This window comes from Alicyclobacillus sp. TC (genome assembly GCF_016804365.1).
In the GTDB taxonomy this organism is placed as follows: domain Bacteria; phylum Bacillota; class Bacilli; order Alicyclobacillales; family Alicyclobacillaceae; genus Alicyclobacillus_I; species Alicyclobacillus_I tolerans.
The window spans coordinates 858,876-875,789 of record NZ_CP044434.1 but is presented as its reverse complement, the minus strand read 5'-3'; the positions used below and the strand labels follow the sequence as shown (position 1 = coordinate 875,789).

The 16,914-nt window shown below is 43.0% G+C and carries 16 protein-coding genes and 2 tRNA genes; 1 reads left to right on the top strand and 17 read right to left on the bottom strand.

All coding sequences use genetic code 11. The annotated features are described in order from the left end of the window. From nagA to FY534_RS04090, 17 genes are all read right to left on the bottom strand, one after another. Nucleotides 1–1,191, bottom strand: coding sequence for an N-acetylglucosamine-6-phosphate deacetylase (gene nagA / locus FY534_RS04170; RefSeq protein ID WP_072874285.1), 1,191 nt, complete (start codon nucleotides 1,189–1,191; stop codon nucleotides 1–3). A 92-nt stretch (nucleotides 1,192–1,283) separates the two neighbouring features. Next, on the bottom strand, nucleotides 1,284–2,327 hold the full coding sequence (locus tag FY534_RS04165) for an alpha/beta hydrolase family protein (RefSeq protein WP_238413656.1): 1,044 nt from the start codon (nucleotides 2,325–2,327) through the stop codon (nucleotides 1,284–1,286). Beyond that, complete coding sequence (locus tag FY534_RS04160) at nucleotides 2,315–4,393, bottom strand: TasA family protein (protein WP_203115272.1); 2,079 nt, start codon at nucleotides 4,391–4,393, stop codon at nucleotides 2,315–2,317. Before FY534_RS04160 ends, FY534_RS04165 begins: the two co-directional genes overlap by 13 nt. Nucleotides 4,394–4,565: 172 nt before the next feature. Further along, nucleotides 4,566–5,462, bottom strand: coding sequence for a 3-hydroxyacyl-CoA dehydrogenase (locus FY534_RS04155; protein WP_203115271.1), 897 nt, complete (start codon nucleotides 5,460–5,462; stop codon nucleotides 4,566–4,568). A 67-nt stretch (nucleotides 5,463–5,529) separates the two neighbouring features. Continuing rightward, entirely contained in the window at nucleotides 5,530–7,095 is a 1,566-nt protein-coding gene (locus FY534_RS04150; protein ID WP_203115270.1) for a malate:quinone oxidoreductase, read from the bottom strand. A 346-nt stretch (nucleotides 7,096–7,441) separates the two neighbouring features. Beyond that, a complete protein-coding gene (locus tag FY534_RS04145; protein WP_203115269.1) occupies nucleotides 7,442–8,011 on the bottom strand; it encodes an RNA-guided endonuclease InsQ/TnpB family protein in 570 nt (189 codons plus the stop codon). Then, entirely contained in the window at nucleotides 7,969–8,307 is a 339-nt protein-coding gene (locus FY534_RS04140; RefSeq protein ID WP_203115268.1) for a helix-turn-helix domain-containing protein, read from the bottom strand. Before FY534_RS04140 ends, FY534_RS04145 begins: the two co-directional genes overlap by 43 nt. A gap of 8 nt (nucleotides 8,308–8,315) precedes the next feature. Next, entirely contained in the window at nucleotides 8,316–8,714 is a 399-nt protein-coding gene (gene tnpA, locus FY534_RS04135) for an IS200/IS605 family transposase (protein ID WP_203115267.1), read from the bottom strand. A gap of 302 nt (nucleotides 8,715–9,016) precedes the next feature. Beyond that, a tRNA-Val gene (locus FY534_RS04130) sits at nucleotides 9,017–9,091 on the bottom strand. 145 nt (nucleotides 9,092–9,236) lie between these two features. After that, nucleotides 9,237–9,437 carry a cold-shock protein gene (locus FY534_RS04125; protein WP_072874290.1) on the bottom strand — a complete coding sequence of 67 codons (201 nt, stop codon included), beginning with the start codon at nucleotides 9,435–9,437 and terminating at the stop codon, nucleotides 9,237–9,239. A gap of 321 nt (nucleotides 9,438–9,758) precedes the next feature. Then, the gene (locus FY534_RS04120; RefSeq protein WP_203115266.1) at nucleotides 9,759–10,151 is read right to left on the bottom strand and encodes a hypothetical protein; all 393 of its coding nucleotides are present in this window, start codon (nucleotides 10,149–10,151) and stop codon (nucleotides 9,759–9,761) included. A 120-nt stretch (nucleotides 10,152–10,271) separates the two neighbouring features. After that, a tRNA-Leu gene (locus tag FY534_RS04115) sits at nucleotides 10,272–10,357 on the bottom strand. A 226-nt stretch (nucleotides 10,358–10,583) separates the two neighbouring features. Continuing rightward, nucleotides 10,584–11,174 carry an acetate uptake transporter gene (locus FY534_RS04110; protein ID WP_072874292.1) on the bottom strand — a complete coding sequence of 197 codons (591 nt, stop codon included), beginning with the start codon at nucleotides 11,172–11,174 and terminating at the stop codon, nucleotides 10,584–10,586. Between the two features lie 147 nt (nucleotides 11,175–11,321). Further along, the gene (gene acs, locus FY534_RS04105; protein WP_203115265.1) at nucleotides 11,322–13,268 is read right to left on the bottom strand and encodes an acetate--CoA ligase; all 1,947 of its coding nucleotides are present in this window, start codon (nucleotides 13,266–13,268) and stop codon (nucleotides 11,322–11,324) included. A 240-nt stretch (nucleotides 13,269–13,508) separates the two neighbouring features. Further along, nucleotides 13,509–13,811 (bottom strand): hypothetical protein, encoded by a 303-nt coding sequence (locus FY534_RS04100; protein ID WP_072874294.1) that lies wholly within the window; start codon nucleotides 13,809–13,811, stop codon nucleotides 13,509–13,511. 112 nt (nucleotides 13,812–13,923) lie between these two features. Further along, complete coding sequence (locus FY534_RS04095; RefSeq protein WP_203115264.1) at nucleotides 13,924–16,074, bottom strand: HelD family protein; 2,151 nt, start codon at nucleotides 16,072–16,074, stop codon at nucleotides 13,924–13,926. Nucleotides 16,075–16,110: 36 nt separating this feature from the next. Next, entirely contained in the window at nucleotides 16,111–16,356 is a 246-nt protein-coding gene (locus FY534_RS04090; protein WP_083574248.1) for a hypothetical protein, read from the bottom strand. A 26-nt stretch (nucleotides 16,357–16,382) separates the two neighbouring features. Here FY534_RS04090 and FY534_RS04085 point away from each other — a divergent pair, with 26 nt between their 5' ends. Next, nucleotides 16,383–16,907: a hypothetical protein gene (locus FY534_RS04085; RefSeq protein WP_203115263.1), complete on the top strand. Its 525-nt coding sequence runs from the start codon at nucleotides 16,383–16,385 to the stop codon at nucleotides 16,905–16,907. The last annotated feature ends 7 nt before the right edge of the window (nucleotides 16,908–16,914 follow it).

Sequence of the window (16,914 nt, the reverse complement as noted above, 5' to 3'; positions counted from 1 at the left end):
TTATGAACGCCGATATAGACGTCTGCCCAAAATATATGTTTCACTTGCGAGTAACGATTCATCTAAGAGTACAAAATCAGCATCGTGCCCAACCGCCAAAACTCCTTTTCGATGATCCAACCCCAGTTCACGTGCAGGAGTCAGACTCGCCATTTGTATTGCCTCAAACAGGGTTACTCCAACTTGAATCATCATATTTCGAATGGCCTCATCCATGGTTAGTGTACTACCAGCCAAGGATTGACTATCTTGTAGCGTCGAAATGCCCTGTTTCACCACAATATTCATCCCCCCCAGCTGATAAACTCCATCCGGTTTACCTGTTGCTCCAATAGCATCCGTAATCAAAATAACACCATCTTTACCTTTCAATCGCATCACTAATTTCAAAACTTCTGGATGTACATGATGTCCATCAGCTATGAGTTCACATATAACATTTTGTGAAAGTAAGCAGGCACCGACAGCACCGGGTTCGCGATGATGAATGCTGTTCATTGCATTGAATACATGCGTCGCATGCGTTGCTCCAGCTTCGAAAGCTTTTATGGTTTCTTCATACGAAGCGACTGTGTGCCCAATAGAAACAATGACTTTTTCCTCTCTAAGAAACTGAATTAACTGCAAAGCTCCTGGCTGTTCGGGAGCCAAAGTGACTTTGCGCACAAGGCCAGGCACCGTCTCCAGTAACCGTTTCATTATAGATATGTTGGGGGGCTGTACAAACACAGGATTTTGAGCCCCCATTTTGGATGGAGATAGAAAAGGACCTTCTAAATGTACACCTAACACCTGTGCTGAACCTGACCTCCAAGCTGTTTGTTGTGCGATACCCGATGCTTGAATGGACTTCTCCAAAGCTTCTATAGGGGCGGTAAGTGTAGTCGGCAACCAGCCTGTAGTACCATGTTGAATGTGAAATTGACCAATTTTTTCAATAGCAGATGATGTACCGTCCATAACATCTGCTCCATTAGCACCATGCACATGCATATCAATAAAACCTGGAACGACCCACTGACCACGAGCATCAACCTGATGATACGCCAATCCTGAAAACAATTCATTCGGTGGTGCTCCATGTCCAAGCTCACCAATTACCCCTTCAGTGACATGCATCCAGCCGGGATCCAAAATTTTATCTTCGCCAACAATGCGAGCATTGATCAGTAGTAACGAGTCACCTATCATTGGATACTCCCATCCCCTCCAAATCCAATGAGTTGAAAAATAAAGAAAAGAAAACAAGCGAATACTTTCCATTCTGTATTCTGAGGCAGAAATTAATGAATGTTACTTGACGTGGGCCAAGGGCCAGGAAGTCCATGCTGTTCAAACCATTTTTCTATAGCCTGATGCGTAACGGATCGATATTTTTTCTGTAACCCATGGTGGCCGTATTTGTACAATAAAAGTTTTACATCTTTTCCTGCCTTTTTCATCCTTAATGCCATAGCAGCTACAGATTGCCATATCACATGATGGTCTTCTTGTCCCTGTAAAAATAATACAGGAGCTTGAATCTCAAGAGCTTGATCGTAAGGAGAACGTTTCTCATATCGTAAAGACAGTTTTCCATGTAAATACTCTGGCCCATATGCTGTAGCATACTCTGCCGCAGGGTCAGGACGCCAATCTAATTTTTTAGACCAATTGTCCATGGCATCAGGGCCCACATAAGGACTAAGAGCGACTACCCCATCAACATGATGCTGCGCAGCATATTGCAAGGCAACACCGCCGCCTAGAGATTCACCAAATAAATAGAGGCCCCGAATTGAATATCCTGGGATATGTGAGGCCCACTGTATGGCAGCTTCAGTATCATCGAGATCGCCAAGAAGACCATGAACAGTTCCCTCACTTTGTACGTATCCTCGATATTCAGATGCAATAGTAATAATTTGATTGGAATATTGATTGGACACTGGCCATGAAAATGGGGAATGATACATTCCGGGTTTGGGAACTTCCCATCCCCCATGAAGTAAAACAAGCAAAGGGTAATCTCCAGGTTTGGAAGGAAGAGTCAAGTAAGCCTCAACCTGCTGACCTTGACTCCAATAAAATACCTGATATACAGAAAGACCAGATGTACTTCGAGTCGGAAGCGAGACGAGGCCTACCGAAGCCAACTGACCATTTTTACCATCTTGAGTATGGATATGGATGGCAAAAGGGCCGATGGATGAATCATTAATCAATTGCGAAGAAGTGGATTGGGGTAATGGAGTCAAATGGGGATGCGATTTTACATCGCATCCCGTCATCATTGTGGCCATCAGCACCAAGATAGATATGAATGTTATTGGCTTTAGAAGAGGCAACCGCAGCCACCCCCTTCTCCAGAAGAAGGTGATTGGGGAGACAATTCTCCTGAGAAAGTTGCATTTAATCCATTACTATTGTCAGAAACAGAATTAGAATCTCCTAAGATTGCAAAGAAATAGCCTGTGGGTAATTGACTATATTGGTACATATAGTTACTGTAAGTTGGATTAAACTGATTTATGGCCGTACCATGAAAAACACCATTCGTTAATTGCGCATAGCCATCTACGCCTATAATATTAAATGGACCTTGATAGTGAAAGGTAAGTACATCGTTTTGTGGAACAATATTTCCATATTTGTCTTCCAGTGAGATAGTGACTGGGATTCTACTATTTTCTGTTGCGAAATCTAAATAATCAGGGTAAAAGATCAATTGAGCGGCAGGTCCGGGAGTAATTTGTTCTTCTGAAGCTGTCACCGATTGTTCAGTATCCAGAGCATTGATAGTCGCCTTCACTTGAATGAGTTCAGACTTCGTATCTTTGACTGAAAATTGGTATAAGCCTGGGCTTTTTTCAACAATAGGCCCAAATTCAATATCTTGTGCTGTTCCCTTGATAGTGGATAAAGATATGTCTGAAGTTAATCCCTGAAGCGGCTGATTGGCAGCATTTTTTAATGATAGCGTATAAGTATCCGACTGACCTGCCTGCTCCGAAGATTGATCAAAGGAGAGTGAACTCAAAATGCTATGATCCACAGCCAACTGAATAGGCTTAGATTCTGCATGAACACTTACGCCATTTGCCATAACAGTTGCTTCAACTTGAAGTACTTCTGCTTGACTGTCACTGACTGAAAAAGAATAAAATCCATTACCGAGAGAATCAATTGGACTGAAAACAACATCTTTTGCCGTACCCTTCGTTACCGACAACGAAATATCGGACACCGGAACCTCAAGAGGTGAATGACTAGAATCCCACAATTGCAAAGTGTAATTCACATTTTGACCGGCATATATAGTACTTGAACTAAATGGATTTGCGTTTAAACTAGAAAAATATTGATTTGGAGTCGGAGAGGTTGTAGAGCCTTGACCGGACTGTATTGGATTACCGCCATTTCCATTTGAGCCAGTTACTTGGATGTTCTGATGATTATTTTCATATTGTTCAGCCAGCACCGAAAGTGATACACTACCCCAAGCATCTTGGTAGTCATTTCCTGCTTCTTTGGGCAATCCTCCTCGATACGTAACCAAAAGATATTGACCAGGTTGTAACACAATTCCTTTCAAATCGGTCGATCCGCTAAATTTAGTGGGTTGAATAAGTTCATTATCAAACGATGCATCAGACGATTCAACGTTCAAAGTTCCCGTCGAATCTGAAAAATCCCCACCATTTAGGTTATAACCTGCTTGTTGATAAGTGTACGGTACAGATAAATTTGTATTTACAATGGAGCCACTGACACGATAGCCTATCGCTTGTGGGTATTCATGAGGAGCCTCCACGACTTTGGGCAGGCTATTGTAAATAGCGTATTGAAGCACATAATAAGCAGGATGATTGTCAGTTTGATATTCGTTCAATGGGCTCGAACCATGGTAATCTACAGATTCATACCCGAATCCTGGAATTAACTTGGGGCCACCTATTAACAACCTTGGTTGCCAATTATTTTTATATGTTTGATAGACTGTACGACCAAATGGTGAATCTGCTAAAAGTGCTTGTTGATTCAACTCTTGACTAGAACCTTTTACAAATCCGTTTAATGTGACAACCTTCCCATTGTTCAATCCATCATCCCAAAATATAGGTCCATGAACATTATTTTGCAAATCAAGAATCTCCGCTACACTTCCTGTATTATGCAAAATTACATATCCACCAGCGCGATCGCCAGGAACCATATTAAAATAAGGGATCTCTTTAACATTCGAAAAAACATTTGATTCCCCATGTAACGTGATATCAACAACACCTGCTCCGAAGTTCTGCTGAGAAGAATGAGCATCTGCTGTAAATAACGCAAAGCTTCCAGCACCCAACATGGCAAGACCAGATAAAGCCGTTATACCGGCCATACTCAATTTTGATTGTATTTTCACCCTTACCCCTCCAAACAGCCTTTCTATATAAAGTATTTTGTTCTTATTATAGAACAATTATATAATCGACGTCAACGAATAAAAATTACCGCTTACGTACGAACTGTAAGCGGTACTGAAATGCTTGCGAAATCCATTTTACTGTATTCTATATCGGATCGTGCAATACAATTTATCCTTTCAAAAAGTCAGGCTGTCGAAAACGAGGGTTAGGATATGTGTAGAATCCCTCGTTGCTTTGCCGACCCAGTTTACCTTTGTCCATATATTGAGTTTTTAACATATTAGCTAATTTTTCATACTCTGGATGCCCAGCCTTAGCTTTCTCTTTGGCAATATTATAAGCTGTATTTACACCTATCGTATCCAAAATAGCAAAAGGACCAGCAGGAGCTCCTGTAGCAATCATCCAAGTTTTATCAATCGTTGCCACATCTGCAATCTCATTCACCAATAGAAACTGTGCTGCTTCCAGAAAAGGAACAAGCAATGAATTTAAAATATAACCAGGCTGTTCTTTGTATAAAGGCAACGGAACCATACCGATTTTTTCCGCAAAAGCGATCACATCTTTGAAAACTTCTTTATCTGTTCCCGGATGCTGCATAACTTCTGCCGTGTTATGAATCCAAATCGAATTGGCAAAATGCAGAGCCAGAAATTTTTCTGGTCTTCCTGTGAATTCCGCAAACTGACTCGGCACAAATGTAGAAGAATTAGTAGCAAAGATGGTTTTAGGAGGAGCCACCTTGGCCAAGTGTTTATAAAATTCCGTTTTGATTTGGATCACTTCTGGTACAGCTTCAATGAGTAAATCTGCCTGTGCAATAGCCTCTTGTAAATTGGAACTGAAATAAATTCGATGAAAAGCATTTTCTACATCTTGTTGAGATGCCCGCAAGTCCTTTTGATACATGTTCATTAGTTTTAGAATTCGTTCTTTTGCTTTCGACAATGCTTCTTCGTTGAGATCATAAACAGTCACATCGAATCCCTTAAAAGCAGTTTGAAACGCAATCTGACTTCCTAACACACCACATCCCGCAACTGTTATCTGCTGAAAAACCAAATTTATCCCCCTTTAGGTGATCAACAGGAAGTAAATGTATATCCAAAACCTGGATCTACACGTTCGATTACTCTGTAATATATCCTTCAGCTGTTACAAAACCATCCTCATAGCTCGGAGATTGCAAATCCTCGGCAGAAACAGTATGTTCTTTATCCAAACCTAGAGATTTCGTTGTATCTTCAAATATCTCGCGGAACAACTCTGGATTTTCTGCCAAAGATAGACCATAAGACGGAATCATTTCTTTAATTTTAGGTTGCCATTCTGGCATACGTTGCGGAAAACATTTTTCGAGTACTTCCAGCATGATATGGACCACTGTAGAAGCGCCAGGTGAAGCTCCGAGCAAAGCGGCAATCGAACCATCAGCTGAGCTGACTACTTCTGTACCAAACTGGAGTGTCCCTCTACCACCGGTTTTCGTATCTTTGATAACCTGTACACGTTGTCCCGCCACGACGATATCCCAATCCTCACTCCTAGCATTCGGTATAAATTCCCTTAGTTCTTCCATACGTTTCTCATTAGACAGCATGACTTGCTGAATTAAATATTTCGTCAACGCAAACTCTTTAACGCCCGCCGCTAACATCGTGAGAACGTTATGAGGTTTGACCGTCCGAATCAAATCGAAATTTGAACCAGCCTTTAAGAACTTGGGTGAGAAACCGGCAAACGGTCCAAAAAGTAACGATTTTTTGTTATCAATATAACGGGTATCCAAATGCGGAACCGACATAGGAGGTGCTCCAACTTTGGCTTTTCCATAGACTTTAGCGTGATGCTGCTCAATAACTTCCGGATTATGACAGACCATAAAAAGCCCGCTGACAGGAAAACCGCCGATGTGCTTCGCCTCGGGAATCCCGGTTTTTTGTAATAGGGGAAGACTTCCTCCGCCAGCACCAAGAAATACAAACTTTGCCAAATGACTTTCTGTTTTCCCTTGAACATGATCATAAACTTTTAGTTCCCATAGATTATTGCTGGTTCTTTTGATTTTTTTAACGCTATGGTTGTATTTAATTTCAACTTGCTCTTTTTTCAAATGCTCAAACAACATCCTTGTTAAGGCACCAAAGTTAATATCCGTACCTGAATCAATTTTAGTGGCCGCAATAGGCTCGTCCGAGGTGCGACCTTCCATAATCAGCGGTATCCATTCCTTAAGTTTTTCAGGGTCATCTGAGTATTCCATACCTTGAAACAAATGGCTATTCGATAAAGCTTCATATCGCTTTTTCAAAAAATTTACATTTTTTTCGCCTTGTACTAGACTCATGTGTGGAATGGGCATAATAAAGTTCTGTGGATTTTGAATCAAATTACGATTCACAAGAAACGACCAAAATTGTCTGGACAATTGAAACTGCTCATTAATTTTAATCGCTTTGCTAATATCCACTGTTCCATCAGGATTTTCAGTAGTGTAGTTTAATTCACATAGCGCTGAATGCCCTGTTCCAGCATTATTCCATTCATTAGAACTTTCTTCCGAGGGCCCTCCGAGTTTTTCGAAAACTTTAATATCCCAATCCGGGGCCAATTCCTTGAACAGTGTTCCTAGCGTTGCGCTCATAATTCCAGCACCGATTAAAATTACATCCGTCACTTTTTGCATGCTACTCATAGTTAACCTTCTTTACATCTGTATATTTATATATCTACATATAGAATCGATGTTCTGAGACACTTCTTTGAAATAACATGCCATAGGAACATCTTTTTATTCTTCATTAACTTTACTGTATCACAGACCATTCTAAAATTCGATGACTTTGTCCTGTTGACACAAGCCTTTAGGCAACTACCCACCCTCTATACTAAAGCGAGGACTGAATGTAAAAATGCCTAAAATCATCATTTCATCATTATCGTGACCACTCCCCATGCCTAAAGGCAGGAGCTTCTCAGAACACGCATGACGCAACCGCCTACGTTACGTTCTGAAGGCTCAGTCCGAGCCAAAAGAAACGTTATCCAGCTAAGGCACGTTTCAAAATGTTTTGTGCGGCATTTATGTCTCTGTCTTGAACGTATCCGCAGTGTTCGCAATGGTGCATGCGTTCCGACAGCTTTTTAGAGACGATTTCCCCGCAATTCGAGCAGGGTTGACTTGTGTTTTTGGGATCGACTAGCACGACACCACGACCAGCTTCTTCCGCTTTGTACGTGGTGTACCGCACAAGTTGATTCCAAGCCGCATCAACAATGCTCTTGGCAAGATGGTGATTTTTCTCCATGCCTTGTACGTTTAGATTCTCGAAGGCAATCAGCCCATATGAATTGACCAATTTTCGAGATACTTTGTGCGCGTAGTCTCTACGTTGATTTGCGATATGCTCATGCAATCTCGCCAGTTCTCTGATGGCTTTGCGGCGACGAGCAGCCCCCTTTTTCTTGCGTGATACGACTCGTTGCTTCCTGTGCAATTTCCGTTCGGATTCCCGCGGAAATTTCGGGTGTTCGTAAAATTCCCCATCGAACGTAATGGCAAGATGCTTCACACCAAGATCGATCCCAACTGTTTCTTTGGACTCAGGCAAGGTATTGGGTTCCACTTCACACGACGAAAGAAAGCTTGAAAGGCTTTGTCAAGCCGTTTTACCACGTCTTGTAATACCTGCGAATGAACCTGCTTCAATGCTGGAATGTACTTTTTGCGCTCATTCAGCGTATTTGCCTGATCATAGTAATTTAGCGTGGTCTTGTCTGTTTCATAGGCGAACCGCCGTTCGTCAAGCAGGCGATTGTAGAGCAGGCGACAGCGTTCTAAGGTCAACTGAATTTTCTCTTCTTGCTCCTTCGCGGGGTAAAGTCTGTACTTGTATGCTTTTCGCATGATCGACCTCACCTCGATTTCTGCTCTTCGATATACTTCTTGATCACGTCCAGTTGAACAGTGCCCACCGTAGCGACAAAGTAGGCATTCGTCCATAGGGAAGGCAATCGACTTTTTAGTGATTTGAATTCATCACGAAGAACTTTGGAAGTGTATCCCTTGAGTTGTTTTACGACTTTGTGAATGCCATATTGCGGATCACACTTAATGAGAAGATGAACATGATCAGGCATGATTTCCATTTCAACGATTTCCGCCGAAATGTCGGTTGCCTTTTCCGAAAGCAACGCCTTTAACCTTGCATCAATGGGTTCAACAAGCACTTTTCGGCGATATTTCGGACAAAAGACAACATGGTATTTGCAGTCGAACGTGACATTTTGGTTTGAATCTACATCTCGAATCATGACGAATCACCACAAATAGTATAGTACAATACATTAGATACCACAGTTCTATCTATTGTTTAAAAAGATTCGCCTCACGGCGAGCGCCTTATATCCCCATAGCTAAAGCAAGCGGTTTTACGGCCCATTTGATAAGAGAATAACCTTTTTGTTTAATAGGGGCCCTAAGATGGAAAAGCTGATTCTTCGGTAATTGTGTTCTGTCAATGACCGATGTCGCCGTATAATGTGACAAAGACCGCCTTTCCTGTGTTCACAGGAGGCGGCCTTTGCTGTGCGCATTATTGCTTTAACTCTTTCAATGGTGCGGCTGACAGGAATCGAACCTGTGACCCCCACCGTGTCAAGGTGGTGCTCTCCCTCTGAGCTACAGCCGCATGCTTTGAGTCAACGGGAACTACTATAACGCAAAACACGCTCCTATGTCAACTCATAAAGAAAATGGATGACTTTTTGTCATCTTCTATTGGCAAAATAAAAACCGACGAACAAATGCTCGCCGGCCACAGTCCGAAAAAGGAATTAAAATTTCACAACGTTTGCTGCTTGAGGACCTTTGGGACCTTCAACGATTTCAAAGGAAACATGCTGACCCTCTTCCAAGCTCTTAAAACCGTTGCCTTGGATGGCGCTGTAATGAACGAATACGTCATTGCCACCTTCCACTGCAATAAAACCATAACCTTTTTCAGCATTGAACCACTTTACGGTACCTTCGTGCATGAAAAAAACCTCCTAGAGCACTAAAACGTGCACATTCATAAGACCAGCAAACACCGCAAAGGAGTATCCTGAGACTTACACAAGCAGCAACGAATAATTTCGCTGTGGCCTTGATGTAAAAAAACCGATTTCCGGGACAACGGACACCCAGAATCGGCTATCGGTCGTACGGGAACTCTAAAGGATTGTTTGCATAGTTCATTATCATCATAACTCATTTTCTCTAAAAGTAAACCCCATATGCATAAATTTTTCGAGAAATAGCACAAACCAATGGAGCCGACCAAAGCCGGCTCCATGCGAAAAGATGGGAGATGGAATCTATTCTTTAGGGTCGTTTTCTATTGGACGCGCCAATCCATCTGAAGCCGCTTGTGGAGGATACTCCGCTTCATTGATTGCAACCGAACCAAACTGATTCTGTTCCGAATGAGTTGCGTCAGTCTGTGTAGTAACATCATTCGCAGATATAGATTGGATTGCACTCTTTGCACTCGATTGGATATTGGCACCCTGGTACTGGTGAGCCAGCAGCAAAGACAAAATGCTAAACAATGCGGCAAAACCATTGGCAATTTGGTTCACTTCAGTCGATGTGATGATATGGATACCAAAAGCGTCAAGAATCAACTTTAGGCCAGCCAATATACCTACAACCAATGTATACAAACGACGTGATTTCAAAATAGATACAAGTTTTGAACTTCCACTCACGTCAAAAACCTCCTTGACATTTCATCTATTGGGGAAATCCCGTTAGACATACTATGTCGAAAGAGGTTTTCTGTGAGGGACAAAATCCACTTCTGAAAATCATAAAACAAAAATACTCAATGGTGCCGAAGGCGGGACTCGAACCCGCACGCCCTTACGGACAAGCGATTTTAAGTCGCTAGCGTCTGCCATTCCGCCACTCCGGCAAGCAACCATAACGATAACATGGATGGACAAAAAAAGTCAACCAAAAACGAGAAAAACGATAATATTTTCTGAACAACACTACTTAACCCACATTTTATTCCTGAAAAATCCGATTAAAAATAGCCTACTACCTGATGCATATTCTCCTCACAGAACAGTCGCATCAGGTAGTAAGAACTAACAGTAACCAGATATCATCCCATTTTTATGAATTCGAAACGCAGCTTAATGCGCAGTTGTAACGAGGGTTGCAGAGTCTTGCTGAGACTTGGCCAAGGGTTTACCTAACGGTAGTACCGTTCGACCGGCAGTTGCATTAATAACAGTAGCAAAAGATGTATAAAGAGCAAGAATGCCACAAAGCAATCCAACATATCCACCCGCTGTTGAAGACATGAGATGGAATCCATTCAGCGCCAGTAAAAAGAAGGCAATCCATAGACAAAGAAACACAAAGAACAAAGCCCGGCTAAGATAGAAAGTCCCAAACCATAGGAAGAGTGTCAAGATGCCAAAAAAGAGCAGGTAAACACCCAAGCCTGCTGTTGTCCCAGATTTAACAATAAAGTAAAAAGAAATCCAGAAAGCACCATATGAAGAGAAGGCAGTAGCACCAAACGTGTTGCCTTTACGAAATTCCCACATTCCTGCCAATAATTGAGCACCACCACCATAAGCAAGCGCCAATCCAAGAACGACTCCAATTGCACTTGAACTAACAATGCCCGCATTAATTAAAGAAAGAATGCAAGTTGTAATTCCGAACCCGGCAAGACCAAGCGGCCCTGGATCAGCAATTTTAATCTGTTCTGACATGTTTCATCCGCCTCTCTTTTTCTAGAAATCCCCCATTGGAAACAGACGACTACCGAGATCAACAGGAAAACCGCTCTAGAGAAACCGCAGCGCCAAGTCATCCCCCTTTCTGTAAAGAAGAAACGTTCAGCCAAATCCTGATAAAATTTAGTCTGACTCTTTATATCGAGATTTCAATTCATCAACCACAGACGGATCGGCCAATGTTGTCGTGTCACCCAAGACTCGACCCTCTGCAATATCCCTTAACAATCGGCGCATAATTTTAGCACTGCGCGTTTTAGGAAGTTCTGCTGTGAAAATAATTTCTTCCGGTCTGGCCATAGCGCCAATTTTCTCAACCACGTGCTGTTTCAACTCAGCCACCAAGTCTTCGCTTGATTCCACTCCCTCACGCAATGTTACGAAAGCAGTGATAGCCTGCCCCTTGATTTCATGCGATCGACCAATCACAGCCGCTTCTGCTACAGAAGGATGGGAAACCATTGCGCTTTCTACCTCTGCTGTACCAATGCGATGACCGGATACATTGATGACATCGTCAATCCTGCCTAAAATCCATATATAACCATCTTTATCTTTGTGCGCTCCATCTCCTGGTAAATAAACACCCTCAAACTTACCGAAATACGTGTTGCGGAATCGCTCATCATCACCCCAAACTGTCCTTAACATGGATGGCCACGGTTTGCGGATAACCAAATAACCGCCATTTCCTGGTTCCACCGGTTGCCCTTCTTCATCTACCACATCGGCAAAAATACCTGGTAACGGTTTGGTGGCCGAACCCGGTTTTGTCGCAACCAAACCTGGTAAAGGAGCAATCATGGCACATCCGGTCTCCGTTTGCCACCAAGTATCCACAATTGGACATCGACCTTGACCAATATGCTCGTGGTACCACATCCAAGCTTCAGGATTGATGGGTTCACCAACAGAGCCAAGCAAACGCAAACTGGAAAGATCGTGTTGCTTGACGTATTCCGGACCCCATTTCATAAACATGCGAATCGAGGTGGGGGCAGTATAAAGAATCGTAGCTCCGTATTTTTCACAAATATCCCAAAAGCGATCTCTTCCTGGATAATCTGGAGAACCTTCATACATCACCACAGTGGCCCCGGCAGACAGTGGCCCATAAACAATATAAGTGTGGCCTGTAACCCAACCGATGTCTGCCGTACAGAAAAACACGTCGTCATCTTTCAAATCAAATACACTGCGCAAAGAGGTATTCGCACCAACCAAGTAACCGCCAGTGGTATGAACAATCCCTTTCGGTTTTCCAGTTGTTCCAGAAGTATAAAGCAGGTAGAGAATATCCTCAGCATCCATCGGTTCAGCAGCTAACGGTTCACGAGAAACTTTAGCAGCCAACTCTGCCCAATAAATATCACGATTCTCTTTCATTTCAATGCCAGCGTCTTTACCAAAACGCTCAACAACTAACACTTTTTCAATCGGCGTATCCACAACAGCTTCATCCGCATTTGCTTTGAGAGGAATCGGTTTACCGCGGCGATATCCTGCATCAGCTGTAATGAGTACCTTTGAATCCGCATCCAGAATGCGTTCTCGAAGCGCCTTAGCTGAAAATCCGCCAAATACGACAGAATGGACAGCGCCGATTTTAGCGCATGCTAACAGAGATATAGGAAGCTCTGGTATCATCGGCAAATAAATAGTAACGCGATCGCCCTTTTTCACACCAAGAGATTGCAACATCCGCGCAGCCACATCTACTTCCTTCTGCAACATTCCATAAGTTATTGCGCGGCTGTCTCCAGGTTCACCTTCCCAAAAGATGGCTACTTTATTTTTCTTTCCTTTCCTTACATGCCTGTCAACACAGTTGTATGCTGCATTTAACTTACCGTTTACAAACCATTTGGCATGCGGAGGATCCCATTCGCAAACGCTTTCATAAGGTTCAAACCAATCTAAATAAGTTGCCTGTTCAGCCCAGTATTCTTCCGGGTTTTCACTGGCTCGATCATAGATGGATGGATCAGAAAAATTGGCCTGTTGACGAAATGACTGGGATGGTTCAAACAATCTTTGTTCCTGTAAAAGTGTATCGAGATGATTAGACATAACAGGGCTCCTTTCTCCACTCTTTTTTCGGCCAGTGAGAATAGCCGAATCACTAAAAGGAAGTATCTAACTTACTTCTTACTCCTATATCTATCATATATATGCGTAAACGTCTATCAAAATAATATGACGATTGAGTTAATTCCCGCCTGCTATTTCTCTAATCCATCATCTATAAGTAGGATGAAATGAAAATATCCTCGGGCTTTAAAGCACCGAGGATAAAATGAGAAAAATTTTTTACCAACCCCATCCCCAGGGACCAGAAGCTGCTGCAAGTCCCGCCAAGGCTCCAAACCCAAAAAACATGGCAGGAAAGAAAATTTCCTCTAACTGCATATCTTGCGGTTCATGAAGTGCATTCTGGCCCTGCAACTCATTGGACTGAGCGGAAGCAAGCCGTCCACCGGGGCGATGGGGCAAAAGATAGATGCCTTTCGTGGTGACAGAGTGCAATACTCCATGATAAACCGTTCCATTCAAGTGATGCACATACACCGATTGGCCACGCAGGCGAATGGCGTGATGATACAACGGATGCATTGATTTAACCTCCCCTAAGCACATATTGGGACTACAATGTAGACTATGTGCTCAGGAGAGAAGCGGAAGGGGCAGATGCGGATTGGACAATTTACACAGAAGCTGATTTTTCTCAGTCAAGGCTATGGAGAGCCTGGGACAAAAGAGGTGAAGGTTCGCGTTCTGAATACAATACAGCGAGTCGATGCAATGCTCTCGTACTGGCCACATAGAGAAGTTTAGCATACGATTCATTGCCTGGATAAAAGTGTTGACTCACATCAGTCAAAAGAACAGCATCAAATTCCAAGCCCTTTGCAAGATAGGCCGGCATAACCGACAGTCCTCCGCTAAATTCTCGCTGATCCCATGTAACCTGAGTGGCCTTGTATCCAGTCGACTGCAACAAATCTGCATAGTGTTGAGCCAGTTCTTCATTAGGACAAAGCACAGCAATGGAGTGCATTCTCCCTTCACTTTGCCAACTATCTATGCACTTTAGCAACTCTTTTTGCTGAGCTGTTTGATCAGTGTAATGCAACAAATTCACAGCCTCTCCTGATCGATATACGGGGACAGGAAGCGGCAAATGTGGATAGGCAGCAATTGCAGATTTAGCAAACTCGACAATTTCTTGTGTCGATCGATAACTGACTTGTAATTGGAAATTTTGAACACTCTCTTCAGAAAACAAGCCAGACAGTTCTTCCCAATTTTGAACCCCGCTATAGGAATAAATACTTTGAGCGAGATCGCCCAAAATGGTAAACGAATCTGTTTGGCAATAAAAACGCAGGATTGCTAATTGTACAGGTGAAAAATCCTGAGCTTCATCAATGACCACATGCTGTAATTTTGCATCCGGTTGAACACCATAGAGCACAAGGCGCAGATAGAGTAAACTGGCTAAGTCTTCCGGCCAAATATAAATGCGCTCACCGCGTTTTCGTTTTACCTGCGACAGAGACTGCTGCCAAACCTCTGGCATCAGATTTTGATACATTGTCCACTCGTCCAACGCAGGCCATAATTTCAAGTAACTCTGGTACGCTGTGTTTGCTGCCTTTTTCAATTTTTTCTGCCGATCTTCTGCTTGAACTCGTTTATACTCCATATCCATCCAACGTTTGACACGCGCCTGTACACGCATCACTCGAACGGCTAACGCATAGTGTCGGTAATCCTCTGTAAACCATTTGCGGATCCAATGAGCCTCAAGCTGTACTCCAGGCCAAGGTGTAAAAGTGACGTCAGGGACAGACATTTGTTCTGCTTCAGAGACAGCTTGTTGCAAGCGTTTCAGCCAGGCCAACCGTCCTTTGGCGTAAATGGTGGCGAACTCGCGACTTGCACTATCCATCCCTGTTTCAAACCATCTTTGAACACGCTGACCCTCAGGTATCAATTTAAATCGATAATCCAATTCACGTAAAGCGAATTCACTGAAAGTTGTTTGCAAAACACCACCTACACCAAGCTCCGGCAAAACTTCTGAAATATATTCCATAAACATTGGATGAGGTGCAAAAATGGCCATTTTTTCTGCCTTCAACTGCTCACTATGCTGATAGAGCAAGTACGCCAGACGGTGCAAGGCGACTGTGGTTTTGCCCGATCCGGCTACACCTTGAATAAAGATGGCGCGATTTTTCTCAGCGCGAATAATGGTGTCCTGTTCTGCCTGAATCGTGGCGACAATGTCTCGCAAACGATTATCTTTTCCTTCTTGTAAACGGTAGAGTAAAAACTCATCTGTTACTTGTCCATTTTGTTCTCCACGAACAAACGAATCCACTACTCTTTCCAATTGACCGCGACGAATGGCAAGATTCCGTTTTCTCCAAACTGTTCCACTGATTTCACCATCATGAGCTTGATAGGTGGCTCTGTCTTGCCCAGCATGAGCATAAAAAATACTGGCGGCTGGAGCACGCCAATCCAGGACTCTTATCGTTCCGTCTGTATCATCCTGGAGACCACGCTTGCCGATATACCATATTTCCGGCTCGACTTGACCATCGGTTTGAAAATCCAACCTACCGAAGTAAGGTTCCTGAGTGCTTCTGCGCAATGCATCGATTCTCTCATCACGCAAACGATCAACCGCCTGCGCAGCGACTTCATCAGCTGTTTGTGGCTCACGTTCATCATTGGGAAATTCTCGCGGAATGTTTTCTAATCTTTTCAAAGACTGATCGATCCACGCTAATGTTTCCTTCAACTTGCTTGCTTCTTCTTGAATTAACTGATCTGTAGCGGACGTAGTGGCTGACTCAGTCTCCACCGGTTTCCCCTCCTGAATCCAAAATAGAAATGAAAGTCATGGACGACGTTGATGTTGACGGCGCTCCCATCTGTCAAGCCATTTTTTTGACCATTCTGCCATTCCTAAAACCATGGCCAACCGGCCAAGTACGCTAAGAATCGGCTGAAGAGTAAAATAGACAGAAAGTGCTAAAAAGGATAGGATAGCCAGACAGATAAAAATGAGCACTGCCAGCACAACAAGGATGATAAGCAGAACATGTGTCACTGTATCACCTGATTCTTTATCATTTTTAAGCAATGTGGCCTGCGGAAAAGAGGGATAGGATGAAAAAACAGTTGCTGTGGTTCACGAAGCAATTGGAAGCAGAGAACAGGATATTGCTGCAAGCCACACCCATCTCAATGGCAACGACAGCAAACGTCTATCATCTTACTTTAAAGTCAGATCGAGAAATTTTAGAGGCATTTGTAAAGTGCCCTCCGGAGACTGAGAACGAATGGATGGTTTGTAAATATATTTATCCTTTCATTTCAGAATTCACCCCCCAATTACTGGGTATCTATGAAGAAGGAAAGCACCGTGCTATTTTGCTTTTAGATGAAAGCGTTCCAGAAAAATCATCAAACAAACATACAACAGACTTGAATCTATATCATAACACAAACGATGAGTGGATAACAGATGCTCTTCCATTAGTGCTGCGTATGCACCTTGAATGCAGTTCATACACTGAACATTGGCTTCAGGCAGGCTGGACATCCATTCTTCAACCTTACAAACTTGAACCATGGAGAACCCGTGGTTTGACTGCACTTGAAGAAGCGTACCAAACTGGTCAATCCCTATAGAAATAGA

Coding starts and splice junctions, on each gene's coding strand:
- FY534_RS04125 (WP_072874290.1), bottom strand. CDS start 9,437: ATGCACGAAGGTACCGTAAAGTGGTTCAATGCTGAAAAAGGTTATGGT.
- FY534_RS04150 (WP_203115270.1), bottom strand. CDS start 7,095: ATGAGTAGCATGCAAAAAGTGACGGATGTAATTTTAATCGGTGCTGGA.
- tnpA (WP_203115267.1), bottom strand. CDS start 8,714: ATGATTCGAGATGTAGATTCAAACCAAAATGTCACGTTCGACTGCAAA.
- FY534_RS04100 (WP_072874294.1), bottom strand. CDS start 13,811: ATGCATCCGTTGTATCATCACGCCATTCGCCTGCGTGGCCAATCGGTG.
- acs (WP_203115265.1), bottom strand. CDS start 13,268: ATGTCTAATCATCTCGATACACTTTTACAGGAACAAAGATTGTTTGAA.
- FY534_RS04110 (WP_072874292.1), bottom strand. CDS start 11,174: ATGTCAGAACAGATTAAAATTGCTGATCCAGGGCCGCTTGGTCTTGCC.
- FY534_RS04085 (WP_203115263.1), top strand. CDS start 16,383: ATGAAAAAACAGTTGCTGTGGTTCACGAAGCAATTGGAAGCAGAGAAC.
- nagA (WP_072874285.1), bottom strand. CDS start 1,191: ATGATAGGTGACTCGTTACTACTGATCAATGCTCGCATTGTTGGCGAA.
- FY534_RS04140 (WP_203115268.1), bottom strand. CDS start 8,307: ATGCGAAAAGCATACAAGTACAGACTTTACCCCGCGAAGGAGCAAGAA.